Source organism: Parasphingopyxis sp. (assembly GCF_052168295.1).
Classification (GTDB): Bacteria; Pseudomonadota; Alphaproteobacteria; order Sphingomonadales; family Sphingomonadaceae; genus Parasphingopyxis.
The window spans coordinates 97,032-113,353 of record NZ_JBQLZN010000080.1 but is presented as its reverse complement, the minus strand read 5'-3'; the positions used below and the strand labels follow the sequence as shown (position 1 = coordinate 113,353).

16 protein-coding genes, 1 pseudogene and 1 riboswitch are annotated in these 16,322 nt (G+C 63.1%); of the genes and pseudogenes, 5 read left to right on the top strand and 12 right to left on the bottom strand.

Annotation, left to right across the window (positions count from 1 at the left end; translation table 11 throughout):
* Together ACTS1Z_RS13105 and ACTS1Z_RS13100 are read left to right on the top strand one after the other, a co-directional pair.
* Positions 1–407, top strand: a pseudogene (locus ACTS1Z_RS13105) (hypothetical protein); the annotation flags it as partial.
* Positions 408–495: 88 nt separating this feature from the next.
* Entirely contained in the window at positions 496–2,763 is a 2,268-nt protein-coding gene (locus tag ACTS1Z_RS13100; RefSeq protein ID WP_442624907.1) for an EAL domain-containing protein, read from the top strand.
* Positions 2,764–2,829: 66 nt separating this feature from the next.
* On the opposite strand, the gene ACTS1Z_RS13095 is transcribed toward ACTS1Z_RS13100, so the two are convergent.
* Together ACTS1Z_RS13095 and rpmE are read right to left on the bottom strand one after the other, a co-directional pair.
* Complete coding sequence (locus ACTS1Z_RS13095) at positions 2,830–3,075, bottom strand: hypothetical protein (RefSeq protein WP_442624906.1); 246 nt, start codon at positions 3,073–3,075, stop codon at positions 2,830–2,832.
* 81 nt (positions 3,076–3,156) lie between these two features.
* Complete coding sequence (rpmE, locus tag ACTS1Z_RS13090; protein ID WP_442624905.1) at positions 3,157–3,387, bottom strand: 50S ribosomal protein L31; 231 nt, start codon at positions 3,385–3,387, stop codon at positions 3,157–3,159.
* 104 nt (positions 3,388–3,491) lie between these two features.
* A riboswitch (cobalamin riboswitch) is annotated at positions 3,492–3,679 on the top strand.
* A gap of 131 nt (positions 3,680–3,810) precedes the next feature.
* Here rpmE and ACTS1Z_RS13085 point away from each other — a divergent pair.
* Genes ACTS1Z_RS13085 through ACTS1Z_RS13075 form a run of 3 tightly spaced genes read left to right on the top strand, consistent with a single transcriptional unit; the run spans position 3,811 to position 6,244 of the window.
* Positions 3,811–4,575, top strand: coding sequence for an ABC transporter substrate-binding protein (locus ACTS1Z_RS13085; RefSeq protein ID WP_442624904.1), 765 nt, complete (start codon positions 3,811–3,813; stop codon positions 4,573–4,575).
* Positions 4,572–5,540, top strand: coding sequence for a FecCD family ABC transporter permease (locus ACTS1Z_RS13080; protein WP_442624903.1), 969 nt, complete (start codon positions 4,572–4,574; stop codon positions 5,538–5,540). Before ACTS1Z_RS13085 ends, ACTS1Z_RS13080 begins: the two co-directional genes overlap by 4 nt.
* Positions 5,537–6,244 carry an ABC transporter ATP-binding protein gene (locus ACTS1Z_RS13075; protein WP_442624902.1) on the top strand — a complete coding sequence of 236 codons (708 nt, stop codon included), beginning with the start codon at positions 5,537–5,539 and terminating at the stop codon, positions 6,242–6,244. The genes ACTS1Z_RS13080 and ACTS1Z_RS13075 overlap by 4 nt, the downstream gene beginning before the upstream one ends.
* 12 nt (positions 6,245–6,256) lie before the next feature.
* Here ACTS1Z_RS13075 and fabZ read toward each other — a convergent pair whose 3' ends face one another.
* The 10 genes from fabZ to tsf form a co-directional block, all read right to left on the bottom strand.
* Complete coding sequence (fabZ, locus tag ACTS1Z_RS13070; protein WP_442624901.1) at positions 6,257–6,739, bottom strand: 3-hydroxyacyl-ACP dehydratase FabZ; 483 nt, start codon at positions 6,737–6,739, stop codon at positions 6,257–6,259.
* Positions 6,736–7,332 (bottom strand): OmpH family outer membrane protein, encoded by a 597-nt coding sequence (locus tag ACTS1Z_RS13065; protein WP_442624900.1) that lies wholly within the window; start codon positions 7,330–7,332, stop codon positions 6,736–6,738. Before ACTS1Z_RS13065 ends, fabZ begins: the two co-directional genes overlap by 4 nt.
* A 50-nt stretch (positions 7,333–7,382) precedes the next feature.
* Complete coding sequence (gene bamA / locus ACTS1Z_RS13060) at positions 7,383–10,043, bottom strand: outer membrane protein assembly factor BamA (RefSeq protein WP_442624899.1); 2,661 nt, start codon at positions 10,041–10,043, stop codon at positions 7,383–7,385.
* Between the two features lie 107 nt (positions 10,044–10,150).
* Entirely contained in the window at positions 10,151–11,284 is a 1,134-nt protein-coding gene (gene rseP / locus ACTS1Z_RS13055) for an RIP metalloprotease RseP (protein ID WP_442624898.1), read from the bottom strand.
* The gene (locus ACTS1Z_RS13050; RefSeq protein WP_442624897.1) at positions 11,281–12,447 is read right to left on the bottom strand and encodes a 1-deoxy-D-xylulose-5-phosphate reductoisomerase; all 1,167 of its coding nucleotides are present in this window, start codon (positions 12,445–12,447) and stop codon (positions 11,281–11,283) included. Before ACTS1Z_RS13050 ends, rseP begins: the two co-directional genes overlap by 4 nt.
* On the bottom strand, positions 12,444–13,232 hold the full coding sequence (locus tag ACTS1Z_RS13045) for a phosphatidate cytidylyltransferase (RefSeq protein WP_442624896.1): 789 nt from the start codon (positions 13,230–13,232) through the stop codon (positions 12,444–12,446). The genes ACTS1Z_RS13050 and ACTS1Z_RS13045 overlap by 4 nt, the downstream gene beginning before the upstream one ends.
* Positions 13,229–13,984 (bottom strand): isoprenyl transferase, encoded by a 756-nt coding sequence (locus tag ACTS1Z_RS13040; protein ID WP_442624895.1) that lies wholly within the window; start codon positions 13,982–13,984, stop codon positions 13,229–13,231. Before ACTS1Z_RS13040 ends, ACTS1Z_RS13045 begins: the two co-directional genes overlap by 4 nt.
* Complete coding sequence (gene frr / locus ACTS1Z_RS13035; protein ID WP_299327952.1) at positions 13,981–14,538, bottom strand: ribosome recycling factor; 558 nt, start codon at positions 14,536–14,538, stop codon at positions 13,981–13,983. Before frr ends, ACTS1Z_RS13040 begins: the two co-directional genes overlap by 4 nt.
* Positions 14,538–15,266, bottom strand: a complete 729-nt coding sequence (pyrH, locus tag ACTS1Z_RS13030; protein ID WP_442624894.1) for a UMP kinase — start codon at positions 15,264–15,266, stop codon at positions 14,538–14,540. The genes frr and pyrH overlap by 1 nt, the downstream gene beginning before the upstream one ends.
* A 119-nt stretch (positions 15,267–15,385) precedes the next feature.
* On the bottom strand, positions 15,386–16,309 hold the full coding sequence (gene tsf / locus ACTS1Z_RS13025; protein ID WP_442624893.1) for a translation elongation factor Ts: 924 nt from the start codon (positions 16,307–16,309) through the stop codon (positions 15,386–15,388).
* Between the last annotated feature and the right edge of the window lie 13 nt (positions 16,310–16,322).

Genomic DNA, 16,322 nt, shown 5'->3' with positions numbered 1-16,322 from the left:
GAAACGGCAACGGTGGCGGAAACGGCAACGGCGGCGGCAACGGCAACGGTGGCGGAAACGGCAACGGTGGCGGAAACGGCAACGGCGGCGGGAACGGCAACGGTGGCGGAAACGGCAACGGTGGCGGAAACGGCAACGGCGGCGGCAACGGCAACGGTGGCGGCAACGGCAACGGTGGCGGCAATAACCAGAGTGGTGCCGGAATTGGCGTCGATGTTGGTGTCGGCGGCGTCGGTGTCGGCGTGGGCGTCAGCGGCAATCTCGAAGCTTGCGCGCTCGGCCCCAATTGTGGCGGTGCCGATCTCGATGCAGGCCTGGCCTCGGTCGGCGCCGGTGAACCGGGCGGTCCGTCAGGCATTTGGGAACAGAATTTCGGCGGCGGTGGCCGCAATGCTGCGCCCGAATAGGAACAGAGACGGCTGAACGTCCGTGTATCGGCTCCGCTCCCTCTTCCAACGTTACTTCGGATATCGCGGAGTAATCCTAGCGGCCGCCTTGGCGGCCGCTTTCGTGTCGATCTCGTCGGGATTTGCGCTTACCGCCGAACAGGAGCTGCGGACGGTTCGCGATACGGTGCGCGCGCAACCTGCCAGCGGCGATATCGTGATCGTTGAGATCGACGCGCAAAGCCTTGCGGCGATCGATCGGTGGCCATGGCCGCGGCGTGTCCATGGCGAGCTTGTCGACCGGCTGAATGCGGCGAATGTCGACATGATCGCATTCGATGTGGACTTTTCGAGTCCGTCGACCGCGGATCAGGATCGGGCTTTTGCCGATGCACTCCGCCGCAGCGAGGCGCTCGTACTGCTGCCGGCGTTTCGCCAGGCCGCCGGTGCGGGCCGTTCCACGGTCATCGACAGCGAACCGATACCGATCCTGCGCGAAAGCGCTTTCCTCGCGGCGGTAAACATCCAGGCCGACCAGAGCGGTTTTGTGCGACGGGCGCTTCTCGGTGTGAATACCAACGGGCTACCCCGGCCGTCCCTCTCGGCGATGCTCTCCGGCACGCAGGGTGCGTCGGATACGGATTTTCCAGTCGATTATGCGATCGATCCGGATACGATCCCGCGTGTAAGCTATGCCGATATTCTTGTCGGGAGTGCCGACACCGCGGACCTGGCCGGTAAAACCGTCATGATCGGCGCAACGGCAATCGAGATGGGTGATCGGTATGCCGTGCCCCGGCATGGTGTCCTCCCCGGCGTCGTGATTCAGGCGCTTGCGGCCGAAACGCTGCTCGCCGGCGGCGTTCCCAGCGAATATGGCCCGGCAGCCGCGTTGCTGATCGCGCTTGTCGGCGTGCTGATGCTCATCGGCCGCGGTACACGATGGGTGCGCGCGACCACCTTCGCCTTTTCGGGTGCAGCTGTTCTTGCTTTGCCGCTGATCCTCGAAAGCCAGTATCAGGCGACCGCCATGGTTATCCCTGCGCTGGCGATGCTCATTGCGGCAGCGGCAGCGGCCGGCGGCGTTCTGGCGTTGCGCAAATATCGGAAGGCCGCGCTTGAGGATAATCAGTCCGGCCTGCAGAATGACGCGGCTCTGGTCCGCGAAGTGCGCAGTGACGCGGACACGACCATCATCGTTGGCCGTATCCAGAATTTCGCCGAAACCGCCGCCCTGCTTTCGCCCGACGAAATAGGCGAATTTTTTGCGCAGCTCGCGCATCGGCTCAGCGTCAATACGGACGGCACGATCTACCGGATCGACGAAAGCATGATCGGCTGGCAGTGCGAAAATATGGACGACCAGGAATTGGCCGATCACCTCGATGCGGTCGCCACGCTGATGCGCACGCCTCTGGTGCTCGGCAAGCAGCGCGTCGATGTTGACCTGTTCCTGGGCGTTGCCGCCGGACGGGGCAAGGATGGCAGATCGCTGATCGCCTGCGCAGCCGCCGCGGCCGAGCGCGCTACGAATGCGGGACATCGCTGGCAGCGCTATGTGGAAGGCGATGACGAGGCCGGTAAATGGCAGTTGGGACTGCTCGGCGAGCTCGACGAGGCGATGACCAACGGGGATCTCTGGGTCGCGCTACAGCCCAAGCTGGATATCGCATCCGGCCGGGTAACCGGCGCGGAGGCACTGGTCCGTTGGCAGCATCCGTTGCGCGGCGCGATTTCGCCGGACAATTTCATTCCGCTCGCGGAAAAACGGGGCCGGATCGCGGACCTCACCCTCTTCACGCTCGACAAGACGCTCGAAGCGCTCATGCGTTGGGAAGAGCAAGGGCTGGACACAGGCCTGTCCTTCAACGTCTCGGCGAAGCTGCTCGATAACGGCGAATTCATGGAAGAGCTTATCCGCAGCGTCGGCAGATCGCGGATAGATCCGTCACGCCTTACGGTGGAAGTCACCGAATCCGCGGCGTTGGACGACGCCGAATCCGCCATCGCCGCCATGCACATGCTGCGCAAATGGGGGATCCGCCTGTCGGTCGACGATTATGGCACTGGTCAGTCCACGCTGTCCTATCTCAAACGCCTGCCCGCAGACGAGATCAAGATCGACAAGAGTTTCGTTCAAGGCCTCGAAGACAATGCCAGTGACCGCATTCTCATCCGTTCGACCATCGAACTGGCGCATGAGCTCGGGCTGAAAGTGGTCGCTGAAGGGATCGAGAACACCGAAGTGCTGGAAATCCTGAAAGAGCTGGGCTGCGATATTGCTCAGGGATTTTACATCGGCCGGCCGATGGCTATCGATGAGTTCGAAGCCATGTCGAGCGCAGACCACGATAAGCCGGCGCGCCGGGCAGCCTAACCGACCTGCGGTTCATATGGCCGGCGAGCGCTCATCCGCGCTCGCTAGTGCGTCTTGGCGATCCGGCTACTCGGCTTCCGCCTTCGCATTCTCCGCCCGGTCCGCATTGTCAATCATGTCCTGGCCGAACTTGCGCGCCATGTCGGGTGTCATCGCGACTTGCAGGCCGTTCGGGACATTCGGCGGCAGGTCCGAATTTTCGGCGAAATACAGCATCCGCAACAGCACGTTGCCGGGTGCGGTCGCCGATTGGTAACCGTGGAAGGCCAGCATTCTGAAATTGCCGTCTTCGTCTGTATCCCAGTCTTCCACGATGCTCTCCTGTCGAACGCGTGCGCAATTATTCGCCCCCTGCATAAGGGGACGCCGGATGTATCGGTCAAGCCAAAAGGCTTAGTTTTTCTTGAGCGTCAATCCGCCGAAACGCTTGTTGAAGCGATCGATCCGCCCGCCGCTGTCCACGAGGTTGCGGCTGCCGCCCGTCCATGCCGGGTGCGACTTCGGATCGACATCAAGGCTCAGCGTGTCGCCTTCCGCGCCCCAGGTGGAGCGGGTCTGGAACTCGGTGCCATCGGTCATCTTGACCGTGATCATATGGTAATCGGGGTGAATATCGTTTTTCATTGCTCTTGCTTTCCATATGGCTGGTTTCCGACCAGCCCGTTCAAGCGAAGGCGCGCATCTAGCGATTACAGCGCTGCTTGACAAGGGCTTGCGGCCGCGCGTAGCCGCTGTTTTCAGCGAAAGGTGCCGTGCGAAAGCGCGGTGAAAAGGGAAGCCGGTGCGAGTCCGGCGCTGTGCCCGCAACTGTCAGCGGCAGATCCCTCCCCTTGATGCCACCGGGCGCTTGCCCGGGAAGGCGGGGAACGGAGTTCGAACCGCAAGCCAGGAGACCTGCCTTTTGCGTCGTCCAAGCCCGGCCGGGTCCAGCCGGAGTGACGGGAAGCCGTGCGCTTCCTTCGTGGCGGCAGAGCCGTGGAGGGAGCGAAGGTGGCGCAGAAAGGCCGCGAATATCGAAGCATTTGGGCAGGTTGCCTCGCGGCGGTCATGCTATACCTCGGTATCGGCACGTCGGTTGAAGCAGCGCCGAGCCGTGTCGTTTCTGTCAATATGTGCACCGACGAGCTACTCCTCTTGCTCGCCCGCCCAGAGCAGATCACTTCGGTCACCCATCTTGCGCAGGATCGACACGAATTTCCCTTCTGGCGCACCGGCCGTCGTTATCCGGCGAATGACGGCAGCGTCGTCTCGGTCGCCGGACACCGGCCCGACCTCATACTCACCATGGGCGGCGTCGCCCGCGATCGCGCGCGGCTTGCCGAGCGGATCGGCGCGGAGGTCGTTGCGATCCCCTTCCCCCAAACACTTGGCGATGTCGAGAACTCGGTCCGCACGGTCGCCGAAGCCCTGGGGCGAGAGGCGCGCGGTCGGCAGATTATCGCGCTGCTCCGCCATTTTACTGCCGAACGTCCGGACAATCCCCGCGAAGTCACTTTTCTCAGCGACAGCGGCTACAGTTTTGCGGAAAGCAGCCTCGGTGCGGAATGGCTGACCCTCGCCGGGGCCCGGGTTCCCGATGGCCAGGGCGTGCGCGTAACCGCCGAAACGCTGCTGCTCGACCCGCCCGAAACGGTGATACGCAGCGATTATCGTCGCGGCCAGACATCGCGCGGTCAGTATTGGCCGGGCTTCCGCTTCATCGAGGGCGTGCCGGATACGCGCATCGTCTATACCGACGGCCGGCGCTGGACCTGTTCGGGTCCCTCGCTCCTTCCCGAAATCCGTCGGTTGCGGGCGGTTCTGGCGCGATGAGGGCCGTCCTCTATCTGCTTTTCGTCGTGCTCGTCGCGGTTTTGATCATCGTGTCCGTGACCGTGCCGTTGCATTCACTGCCGCAACTGTTCGCCAGCGAGCCGGATCTTGCTTGGATCGTCGTGACCGAGCTGCGGTTGCCCCGCGCCCTGCTTGCGTTGGTCTACGGCGCCGTGCTCGGTGCCAGCGGGGCGGCCATCCAGGCGCTTTTGGCAAACCCCCTCGCCTCTCCCGACATCACCGGCGCGACTGGCGGCGCAGCGCTCGGCGCAGTGTTCGCGGCGTACATTATCGGCTTCGCCAGCCCGTTCGGCATCGCCATCGGCGGTGTGGCGGGTGCGGGCGTCGCGCTGGCGCTGCTATTGTTGCTCGCCGGACCGCGTGCCGAAACCGCGACCCTGCTGCTCGCAGGCATCGCGATCAGCGCCATCACCGGCGCGGGAACGGCTCTGGCGCTGGCGCTCGCCCCCTCCCCCTTTGCCTTTTACGATGCCTATGCCTGGCTCATGGGTTCGCTCGTCGATCGGAGTCTGCCACAGCTCGCCTTTGCGGCGATACCGGCTCTGGCCGCAATCGCCTATTTCGCCCGCTGCGCGCCAGCGCTCGACCGTCTCGCGCTCGGCGAAGATGTCGCGGAGTCGATGGGCTATGATATCGTTGCGCTGCGCAGGAACATCGTGATCGCCACGGCCATCGGGGTCGGCGCAGCGGTATCTGTGTGCGGCGCGGTCGGTTTTATCGGACTTGTCGGCCCCGTCATCGCACGGCGGCTGACGACTGGCCATCCGGGCCGTGCGATCCTGCCGGCAGCGCTGATCGGCGCGGCGCTGCTGCTCGCTGCGGATATCGCCGTGCGTTTCGCGCCCCCCGATCGCTCCGTGCCGATCGGTGTGCTGACGGCGCTTATCGGCGCGCCTTTCTTCCTGTGGCTGGTTGCGCGGATGCGCTGGAGCGTGCGGCCATGACGGCCCGGCTGATGGCAACCGCCGCCGCAATCCCCGGACGGCTTCACCCGTGCGATCTCGCATTCGAGGCGGGCACCGTGACGATGCTGGTCGGACCGAACGGCGCGGGAAAAACTAGCTTGCTGCATGCTCTGGCGGCTTTGCCCCTGAGCGCTGGCGAGATTCGCGTGAGCGGCGAAGATATCAGAACGCTCTCGCCCGGCCGCCGGCTCCGCTACCTGTCCTTTCTTGGTGCATCGCGTGCCGTCAATTGGCCGTTACTGGCCCGGGATTACGTTGCGCTGGGCTTGCCGCCGGGCGCATCGGCAGACCGCATCGATACGGTCTTGCAGTCGCTCGATGCCGGAACTCTCGCGCAGCGCCGTCTCGACCGGCTGTCGACCGGTGAACGGTCCCGCGTGATGATAGCGCGGGCACTTGCACCGGGGGCGGAGCTGCTGTTGCTGGACGAGCCCTGCGCGAATCTGGATCCCCGCTGGCAATTAGCGGTGTTGGAGCGGCTTCGGGCCGAAGCGGCCGTTGGCGCTGCGGTCATAGTATCGATTCACGATCTTGAGCTTGCCCGCCATTATGGCGACCGTGTGATCGTAATCGATAAGGGCCGGATCGCGCAAGATGGGCCGCCTGACATCGCCTTGTCCGGCGACATTCTGGCGCGCATTTTCGGTGTCGTCCGCATGGACGGTCGTTGGAAACCGGCGTGACGCGCGTCTGCGCTACGCCTCTGGCGGATCGGCGATCATCGCCGTGAAATCGGCCTCGGCGACAACCTTGTCGTCGAGATAGGCCTTGCCCGCGAACTTGCAGACCGGGAAGCGCTTCTTGGCGTAGCTGACTTTCAATGTGAGCAGGCAGCCCGGCTCCACCGGCGCGCGGAATTTCGCGCCGTCGATCGCCATGAAATAGACGAGCTTGCCGCTTTCCAGCAGGTCGAGTTCCTCGACGGCCATGATGGCCGCCGCTTGCGCCATGGCTTCGATAATGAGTACGCCCGGCATGATCGGACGGCCCGGGAAATGACCCTGGAAATATTCCTCATTCATCGAAACGGCTTTGAGAGCCGTAATCGATTCGCCGGGCACGATTTCCGCGACGCGATCGACGAGCAGGAAAGGATAGCGATGCGGAATGGCCGCCATCACCCGCTTGATGTCAAGCGGGCCGATGGCGGCCGTTTCCGACGATGCGGACTCGCTCACCGGCCTTCAGGCTGCGCCGCTGCCGGTTGCTGGGCCTGCTGCGCCGCGCGCAACGTGTCGCCCGGGTTCCAGCCTGCCGGCGGGATCGCCTGCACGCTCGGAACGCGGGTATTGAGCTGCGTCGTGACCGCAGCGGTGATGTTCGCTGCCGAGTTCGGCGCAAGCGAGGCAACAGCGTTCGGCTCGAGGACCAGATCGACATTGGATGCCGCCATCGCAGCCGTCAGCGCATCGTTGAAATGCACGGCGATCTGCTCGCGTACATATTGCGTGGCGAGCAGAATGGGCTGCCGGATCGTCGCCAGTTCCTGCTGCGCGGCCTGCTGACGCGTGGTGAACGCCTCGATTGCCGGACGCGCACTCTCGGCTGTGGCGCCGGGAGCCGATTGGGCGGCCTGAGCAGCCTGTTGCAGCGGCTGCAGTTCGGCGACCAGCGCCTGTTCGCGCGTCTGCGCTTGTTGAATCTGCGCAGCATAGGTGCTCTGCACCTGCGCCGCGGCCGCCTGGAAAGCAGTCGTCTGTTGGATCGCCGCATCGACGCTCACGACGCCGACGCCGCGGGCCTGCGCATGGGCTGGGCTCGTCGCAACCATCGGCAGCGCAAGCAACAACCCTGCGAAGAAGGTTTTGGTTTTTGAAAACATCAGAATTGGGTTCCTATGTTGAATGAGAAGATTTTGTCCTCGTCGCCTTCTTCCTGAAGCAGGGCGTATGCGAGGTCGATGCGGAACGGCCCGAATGGCGAGTTCCACGATACACCGGCGCCGACGGTAACACGCGGCGAAGGCGAATCACCCACGAACCGTTCGAGGAACGGCGCGATCGTACGATTGGCCTCGGCGAGCGCATTGCCCATATCGTCCACCGAATCTGTGGTCAGCGTTCCGTCCGGCGCGATGAACAGCGGAGCGCCATTGTTGTCGAGCAGGCGCGTCACGATTGGGCCCGGAATTGCATCGCCCGTACACGGCGTGCGGCCGACCTCGTCGCCATTGGCATCGAGGCACGGAAACGTCTGAAGAACCGGGTCCGTCACGCCGAACACCGCGCCCGCGTCAACGAAGATCGACGGCCGGAAACCAAGTTCGCGTGCGCCCGAACCGAGCGGGATCTCGAGCTCGGCCCGCGCCAGATAATAGGCGCGGCCACCAATCGCGTCATCGACGACGAAACGCGGATCGGTGATCAACTCGTTCGTACCCGGCGTGTATGAGAAGCGCTGGACACGCGGACCGACACCGCGAATGTCGAAGCCGCGAATCTGCGGCTCGCCCAGGAAGAAACGGTCGGTTAGCCGGATATCGTCGACACCCGCGCCCCCGCGATTCTCGAAAGAGAGCGTATAGCCAGCCTCCGCGCTGAGGCCGAAGATGAAGCCGGATCCGAGGTTGAAAAACTGGTCCGCATCGATGCGCGTTCTGAGATAGCGGACATCGCCGAAAACGCCGGCAAAGTCCTGACTCAGAATGATGCGCCGGCCGCTGGACGGGCGGATATTGTTGTCGAGATTATTGTAAACGAGCGAATAGCCTACGCTGGAAATTATCCGATTGCCGATCGTGTCGCAGAGAAAGCGGCCGGCGAGCAGCGGGCTGCATTCGTCGTTGATGAAGAATGTGTTTTCATCCAGCGTAACGTCTTCCTGGCTCAACCCGTAGCGGAGTGCCAAGGTCCAGAACTCGGTCAGCGGAACGCCGGCGCGGATCTGAAAGCCGGTGCTAACCTGCTGATAGGTGGTGTTGCGGTCGTTACCGATGAAGTTGAACGAGTCGAAATCGCGACGGAACAGGTCGACGCCGACCGCGATGTTGCGGTCGAACAGATAGGGCTCGGTAAAGCCCAGCTCGACCGAGTTGGAGAAGCTCGACCAGTTGACGCCCGCTCGCAGCTCCTGCCCCTTGCCCATGAAGTTCCGCTGCCGGACCGAGAAGTTGAGAATGAAACGCTCGAGACTCGAAAAACCGGCCGAAAGCTGGAGTTCGCCGGTTGCGTTTTCCTCGACATTGGCCGTTAGCACGATCCGGTCCGGGGCCGAACCCGGCGACTGCGCGATCTCGAAATTTTCCTGGAAGAAGCCGAGCGACTGGATACGCGCCTGCGAACGACGGACGAGGAAACTGTTGAAGGCATCGCCTTCCTGGAGGCGGAATTCGCGCCGGATCACCTTGTCGCGCGTCAACGTGTTACCGTTGATCTCGATCCGCTCGACATAGACGCGGGGCGTTTCCTCGATGCGGAAACGGACGTCCATCGTCCGGTCCTCGCGGTTGATATTGAACTCCGGCCGCGCCTCGGCAAACGCATAACCCAGGAGACCAGCCGTCTCGTTCAGCCGGTCGATCGTGTCTTCGATCTGTTGCGCGTTGTACCAGTCCCCCGTCTGCATCGGGATGAAGTTGGAGAATTGCTCCGAACGGAAGTCGCGCAGGTCGGAATCGAGTTCCAAATCGCCAAAGCGATAGCGTTCGCCTTCTTCCACGACATAGGTGATGATGAAGTCGCGCCGGTCCGGCGTCAGTTCCGCAACGGCCGAGACCACGCGGAAGTCGGCATAGCCTTCGGTCAGGTAGAATTGCCGCAAACGCTGTTGGTCGAACGCCAACCGGTCGGGATCGAACGTGTCGCTCGACGAGAAGAAACGGAAGAAGCGCGACTGTTTCGTCGCCATTTCCGAGCGCAGGTCGCTGTCCGAATAGACCTCGTTGCCGATGACGTTGATCTGCTGGACGCGCGAACGCGGCCCCTCGCTGATCTCGAAGACGATATCGACGCGGTTCTGGTCGAGCTCGACCATCTGCGGCTCGATGGATGCGGCGAACCGGCCGCGGCGGCGATAGAGTTCGATGATGCGCGATACGTCCGCGCGGGCACGCGAACGCGTGAAAATCTGGCGCGGGGCGAGCCGGATTTCGCCACGGATATCCTCATCGTCCAGGCGGCGATTGCCTTCGAGCAGGATGCGATTGATGACCGGGTTTTCCTGGACGACGATGACGATGTCGCCCTGATTGTCGCGGATCTCGACGTCACGGAACAATTCGGTTTCGAAAAGGTCGCGCAGCGCTTCGTCGAGGTCCTCGCGCGTATATGTCGCGCCCGGCGCCAGCTCGATATAGGAGCGGACCGTATCGGGCTCGATGCGTTGCGAACCTTCGACCTGTACGGAACGGATTACAGCGCCCGGAACGAGCGCCGTATCGGGGTCGACCGCCTCGGCCTCGGTATTGAATTGGGCCAGCGGATCCTGTTCGGACGTCTGGGCGTGCGCGGGCGCGGCGAACCCACCCAGTATCGTTCCCAGCATCAGCCCGGAAAGCCATGTCCGCTTTGAAAATCGTGGGTTACTCAGATGCACGCAAACCGCCTTATTATCTTATTCCGGTTGGAAGAAACCGCCCTGCCCGATTGAAGTCAGCCGATCAAGCCGCTCAATCGCTCCCAGACACCGAACGATCCCAGATCGATAACCGTCACCATCAGCATGAAACCCAACAAGACGGCAAGACCCATACGAAAAGCCCATTCTTGTGCCTCTGGCTTGATCGGTCTTCTGCGAACGGCTTCGGCCGCATAGAACACCAGGTGACCCCCGTCGAGCATCGGAATTGGCAACAGGTTGATGAATCCGAGATTAATCGAAATCATCGCCATGAAGATCAGGAAGGCATAGATACCGAGAGACGCCGTCTGACCCGAAATCTGGCCAATTTTCAATGGGCCGCCCAATTCCTGGATCGACCGCTGTCCACGGATGATCTGCCATAAGCCGACCGTAATCATCTCGAGACTCGAAATCGTCTGGTCGATGGCGGCGCCCGGAAGCTCCAGCAGCGAGAGCTGCTGGATTTCGATCGCCGATCCGTAGACGCCAATCCGGCCTATGCGCGCTGCGTTGCCGAACCGGTCCTCGACGGTCACGTCGCCGGTTACCGCCGTGATGGTCAACGGCTCGTCGTCGCGTTCGACGCCGAAGGTCATCTCCTCGCCCGGCCGAAGGCTGACATAGCGCGCCAGATCTTCGAACCGGTCGATCTCCCGGCCCTGAACCGAGGTGATGCGATCGCCGATCTCGAAGCCGGCAACATCTGCCGGGGAGCCTTCCTCTAGCGCGGTGACGACCGCAGGGTTCTGAGCCTGGCCGTAGGCGGCAAAAATTCCGACGAACAGAATGATCGCGAACAGGAAATTGATCATCGGGCCCGCGAGAATGATAAGGAAACGCTGACCGACCGGTTTGTACTGGAAAAGCTTGGCCTTTTCGGCATCGGGTAGTGTGTTCGAATTGGGATCTGGCTGGCTGGCGGCGTTGAGGTCGCCGGCAAACTGCACATAGCCGCCGAGCGGTAACCACCCGATCTTCCAGCGCGTATCCTTCTTGTCCGTCCAGCCGGCGATCTCGCGGCCGAAGCCGATCGAGAATTTCTCGACCTTCGTGTTGAACCAGCGGGCGACCAGATAGTGCCCCATTTCGTGTACGAAGACGAGCGGGCCGATGATCAGCAGGAATGCACCGATAGAATAGAGAATTCCGGGGCTTTCGATCATGCGGCGAGGGATTCCATCTGCTGTTGCGCGTGTGCGCGCGCCTCGGCGTCGATGGCGAACACATCGTCCAGCGTTTGCGGCGCGTTCGGCGCATAGCCGTTCAGCACGCGCGCGACAATCTCGGCGATATCGAGAAACCCGATCCGATTGGCGAGAAACGCGGCGACGGCCTCTTCGTTCGCGGCGTTCAGGATCGCCGGGCGCGCGCCGCCGGCTTCCATCGCCGACCGGGCGAGTGCGATGGCGGGAAAGCGTTCGGCATCGGGTTCCTCGAAGTCCAATCGCGCGATTTCCGCGAGGTTCAGCCGTTCGCACGGCGTTTCCATGCGCTCGGGCCAGGCGAGCGTATGCGCAATCGGTATCCGCATGTCCGGTGCGCCGAGTTGGGCCAGCACCGATCCGTCGCGATACTCGACGAGCGAATGGATGACGGATTGCGGATGGACGACGATCCGGCAATCGTCGGGCGGCAGATCGAACAGATAGCGCGCCTCGATAAGCTCCAGTCCCTTGTTCATCAGCGTTGCCGAATCGATCGAGATTTTCGCGCCCATCGACCAATTGGGGTGTTGCACGGCACGTTCCGGCGTCACATCGCGCATCTGTTCGCGCGTCCACTCGCGAAACGGTCCACCGCTCGCCGTCAGGATGATGCTCGCTATGCCGCCCGGGCGTTCATGATCGAAACATTGGAAGATGGCATTATGCTCGGAATCGACCGGCAGGATCGTGACGCCGCGCTTGCGGGCGGCTTCGAGCATGAGCGATCCCGCCGACACGAGCGATTCCTTGTTTGCGAGGCCTACTGTCGTTCCCGCTTCGATTGCGGCCATCACCGGCCGCACACCTGCCGCGCCGACGATCGCTGCCATGACGAAATCGGCATCCATGGCGGCTGCATCACAAATGGCTTGCGCGCCCGCCGCAGTCGCGATGCCGCTGCCAGCCAGCGCGCTTTCAAGTTCGCTCTCAAGCGTCTGGTCCCCGATAACGGCAACCTTCGCGGCATGCTTTCGGGCAACATCTGCCAGCCCCTCGACATCGCGGAAGGCCGTTACGGCAATCACTTCGAAAGCGTCGGGATCGCGATCGACGAGATCGAGCGTCGATTGGCCGACCGATCCGGTCGCGCCCAGTATCGAGATTCGCTTGCGACCGCTCATGAGAGCCACCCGGTGAAGCTCAATCCGGCGACGCATATCGCCACGGGCAGCAGCCCGTCGAGCCGGTCGAGCGCCCCGCCATGGCCGGGAAATATGTTGGAGCTGTCCTTCACATCCGCCTTTCGTTTCAACCAGCTCTCAAGCAGATCGCCAAGTTGTGCAACGACGGCCAGCAGCGCCGCAAGAGGGATGATCGGCGCGCGCAGCTCGGTCGTTATGACGAATATCGCGCTGACCAGCATGGCGCTCGCCATACCGCCGATCAGCCCGGCCCAGGTCTTGTTGGGGCTGAATGTCGGCGCAAGCTTGGGGCCGCCGATAGTCTTGCCGGAAAAATAGGCGCCGATATCGGTGCCCCAGACCATCGCGAGCGTCCAGAGCGTAACTATCAACCCGCCCTGCTCGCGGAGAAAGACGATGGCGATCGAGGCGGCCGCGATATAGGCAAAACCGGCGGCGAGACGCGCACTCCAGAAGGCGAAGCCGAGCACGATTGCGACAACGCCGGCCGTCATCAGGTCGAGCGTGTCGACGGGCGCATAGGCGGGGCTGAAAACGAGCATCAGGCACACGATCACGATCGCGCCCGAGAGTGTTTTGCGCGCGGGCAGCTTCAGCAAACCCCCGCACTCGTACATCATGATGCCCGCGAGCACGGTGACCAGCAGCCAGAAGCTCCACTGGCCGAGCCAAAGTGCGCCGAGGGCGACGGCAATGAGTATTAATCCGGTGATCGCGCGCTTCCACAGATTGCGAAAGCCGCTGGGCGCGGCGATTTCGGTCATAGACCGCCATAGCGCCGGTCGCGGCGCGCGAAATCGCCAACCGCATCGCGCAGTGCCTGTTCGTCGAAATCCGGCCAGAGCGTGTCGGTGAAGTAGAGCTCGGCATAGGCCGCCTGCCAGAGCAGGAAGTTGGACAGCCGGCACTCGCCCGACGTCCGGATCAAAAGATCGAGCGCGGGCAACCCATGCGTGCTCAACCGGCCGTCGATCGTCGATGCGGTGATATCGGACGCGTCGATCCGGCCTTCCGCCACATCTTCGGCAATCGCACGAACCGCCTGGGTGATCTCCGACTGCGATCCGTAATTCAGCGCCACCACGAGCGTCGCTTTGCTATTGTCGGCCGTGCGCGCGATCGCGCCGTCGATCAGCTCGACGACATCGGGCTCGAACGCCTGATAATCGCCGATGACACGGATGCGGATCCCCTCGCCCGCCAAAGCTTCCAGCTCCTTGCGGATGAAGCGGCGCAGCAGGTCCATCAGATCGGCGATCTCGGCGGCCGGGCGGCTCCAATTCTCCGAGGAGAAGGCGTAAAGCGTCAGCACTTCGATGCCGAGCGCGCCGGCGGCCTTCACGACCGAACGCGCCGCCTCGATCCCCTTGCGATGCCCGGCGATGCGCGGCAATCCACGTCGTTGCGCCCAGCGGCCGTTGCCGTCCATGATGATCGCGACATGGCGCGGAACCCCCGCGCCGCTGCCCGTACCGGCCGCCGCGTCGTCCACGGATCGGGCCGGTTCGGCGGTCACAGCTCCAGAATTTCCTTTTCTTTCTCGCCCGCAATCTTGTCGATCTCGGCGATCTTGTCGTCGGTCAGCTTCTGGACCTCGGCTTCGGAGCGCTTCTTGTCGTCCTCGCCGATCTCCTTCTTGTTCTCGTCGGCCTTCAGCGCATCCATCCCGTCGCGGCGGACATTGCGGACGGCGACTTTCGCCTTCTCGGCATATTGCCCGGCAAGCTTGGCGAGTTCCTTGCGCCGTTCCTCGGTAAGGTCGGGGATCGGGAGGCGGATCATCTGGCCGTCAAGCTGCGGATTGAGGCCGAGCCCGGCCGCGCGGATCGCCTTTTCGACCGGCTGCACGTTGGAGCCGTCCCACACCTGCACGGTCAGCATCCGCGGTTCGGGCGCGCTCACCGTCGCCACCTGGTTGAGCGGCATATTGCTGCCATAGACCTCGACCTGCACGGGATCGAGCAGCGAAACCGATGCCCGGCCCGTCCTGAGGCCGCCAAGGTCGCCGCGCAGCGATTCTATGGCGCCGTTCATGCGGCGCTCCAGATCGCTCTTGTCATATTCCGCCATCAGGCGTCTCCTTCTTGCTGGACGGTCGTCGCCACACCATCGCCGGCGAGCACATTGGCGAGATTGCCCCGCTCCCGGATGTTGAACACGACGATCGGTATATCGTTATCGCGGCACAGCGCGACCGCGGCCGCATCCATCACCTTGAGATTGTCGGTGAGCACGCGGTTGAAGCTGAGCGTGTCGTAGCGCGTTGCTCCGTCGACCTTTTTCGGATCGGCGTCATAGACGCCGTCGACGCTGGTGCCCTTGAACAGCGCGTCGCAATTCATTTCGGCGGCGCGCAGGGCGGCCGCGGTGTCGGTCGTGAAATAGGGATTGCCGGTGCCGGCGGCGAAGATGACGATGCGGCCGCGCTCCATATGGCGCATGGCGCGGCGGCGGATATAGGGCTCGCAGACCGAGTCCATCGGAATGGCTGAAAGGACGCGCGTGTCCTGCCCGATCTGCTCAAGCGCATTCTGCACGGCGAGCGCGTTCATCACCGTCGCAAGCATGCCCATATAATCGGCGCTCGTCCGGTCGAAGCCCTTGGCTGCCGCCGCCAGCCCTCTGAAGATATTGCCGCCGCCGACGACAAGGCAGAGCTCGTGGCCTGCCTCTTTCGCCGCCGCGATCTCTTCGGCCATGCGCGCCGTCGTTTCGGGATCGATGCCGAACTGGCCGTCACCCATCAGGGCTTCGCCGGAGAGCTTGAGCAATATGCGGTTGTAATGAGGGCGGGACATCGCCGAGCCGGTCTTTCGTCAGGGTGATATGGATGCGGCGCGCACCCTAGTGGGGGTGCGCGCCGCTGCCAAGCATTTGATCATGTCCCTGTGAATTGGGACATGATCGGAGAATTGCGCTAGGCGCCGACCGCTGCGGCGACTTCCTCGGCGAAATTCTCTTCCTTCTTCTCGATGCCTTCGCCGAGCTGGAAGCGGATGAAATCCTTGAGCGTGATTTCGGTGTCCGCGTCCTTTGCCGCCTGGGCGACGACGTCCTCGATCTTCGTCTTGTTGTCCATGACGAAAATCTGGCTCATCAGCGCGTTTTCCTTGCGGTACTTCGCGATTGAGCCTTCGACCATCTTCTCGACGATATTGTCGGGCTTGCCGGATTCGGCGGCCTTTTCCTTGGCGATCGCGCGTTCGCGCTCGATCATCTCGGGGTCGAGACCGTCACCCGTGAGCGCCAACGGCGAGGCTGCGGCGATGTGCATGGCAAGCTGCTTGCCGAGCGGCTCGAGCACGTCCGCACCCGCGCCGCTTTCGAGCGCGACGAGCACGCCGATCTTGCCCATGCCCTCGGCTGCCGCGTTGTGAACATAAGGGACGATGACGCCGCTATCGACGCCGATCTTGCCGACCCGGCGCAGGCTCTGATTCTCGCCGATCGTGGAGATATTGTCGGTGAGCTTCTCCTCGACGGTTCCGCCGTCGGGATAGGCGGCGCCCTTCAGCGCATCGACATCGGCGTCCGTGTCGAGCGCGATCTGCGTTACCTTGGCGACGAAATCCTGGAACTGATCGTTCTTCGCGACGAAGTCGGTTTCCGAATTGACCTCGACGGCCGCGCCGGTCGTGCCGGATACGGCGACCCCAACCAGGCCCTCGGCGGCCGTGCGGCCCGCCTTCTTGGCGGCGGCGGCGAGGCCCTTGGTGCGCAGCCAGTCGACAGCCGCTTCGATATCGCCGCCATTCTCCTGCAGCGCCTTCTTCGAATCCATCATGCCTGCGCCCGTGCGGTCGCGCAGTTCCTTTACGTCCTTGGCAGAAAAGTCGGCCATGTGTCCGTCCTCA

Excerpts from the sequence above, each read along its gene's own strand:
- rpmE (WP_442624905.1), bottom strand. The coding sequence starts at position 3,387 with ATGAAAAACGATATTCACCCCGATTACCATATGATCACGGTCAAGATG.
- ACTS1Z_RS13085 (WP_442624904.1), top strand. The coding sequence starts at position 3,811 with ATGCTATACCTCGGTATCGGCACGTCGGTTGAAGCAGCGCCGAGCCGT.
- ACTS1Z_RS13080 (WP_442624903.1), top strand. The coding sequence starts at position 4,572 with ATGAGGGCCGTCCTCTATCTGCTTTTCGTCGTGCTCGTCGCGGTTTTG.
- ACTS1Z_RS13075 (WP_442624902.1), top strand. The coding sequence starts at position 5,537 with ATGACGGCCCGGCTGATGGCAACCGCCGCCGCAATCCCCGGACGGCTT.
- ACTS1Z_RS13065 (WP_442624900.1), bottom strand. The coding sequence starts at position 7,332 with ATGGTTGCGACGAGCCCAGCCCATGCGCAGGCCCGCGGCGTCGGCGTC.
- bamA (WP_442624899.1), bottom strand. The coding sequence starts at position 10,043 with ATGCTGGGAACGATACTGGGTGGGTTCGCCGCGCCCGCGCACGCCCAG.
- rseP (WP_442624898.1), bottom strand. The coding sequence starts at position 11,284 with ATGATCGAAAGCCCCGGAATTCTCTATTCTATCGGTGCATTCCTGCTG.
- ACTS1Z_RS13050 (WP_442624897.1), bottom strand. The coding sequence starts at position 12,447 with ATGAGCGGTCGCAAGCGAATCTCGATACTGGGCGCGACCGGATCGGTC.
- ACTS1Z_RS13045 (WP_442624896.1), bottom strand. The coding sequence starts at position 13,232 with ATGACCGAAATCGCCGCGCCCAGCGGCTTTCGCAATCTGTGGAAGCGC.
- frr (WP_299327952.1), bottom strand. The coding sequence starts at position 14,538 with ATGGCGGAATATGACAAGAGCGATCTGGAGCGCCGCATGAACGGCGCC.
- pyrH (WP_442624894.1), bottom strand. The coding sequence starts at position 15,266 with ATGTCCCGCCCTCATTACAACCGCATATTGCTCAAGCTCTCCGGCGAA.
- tsf (WP_442624893.1), bottom strand. The coding sequence starts at position 16,309 with ATGGCCGACTTTTCTGCCAAGGACGTAAAGGAACTGCGCGACCGCACG.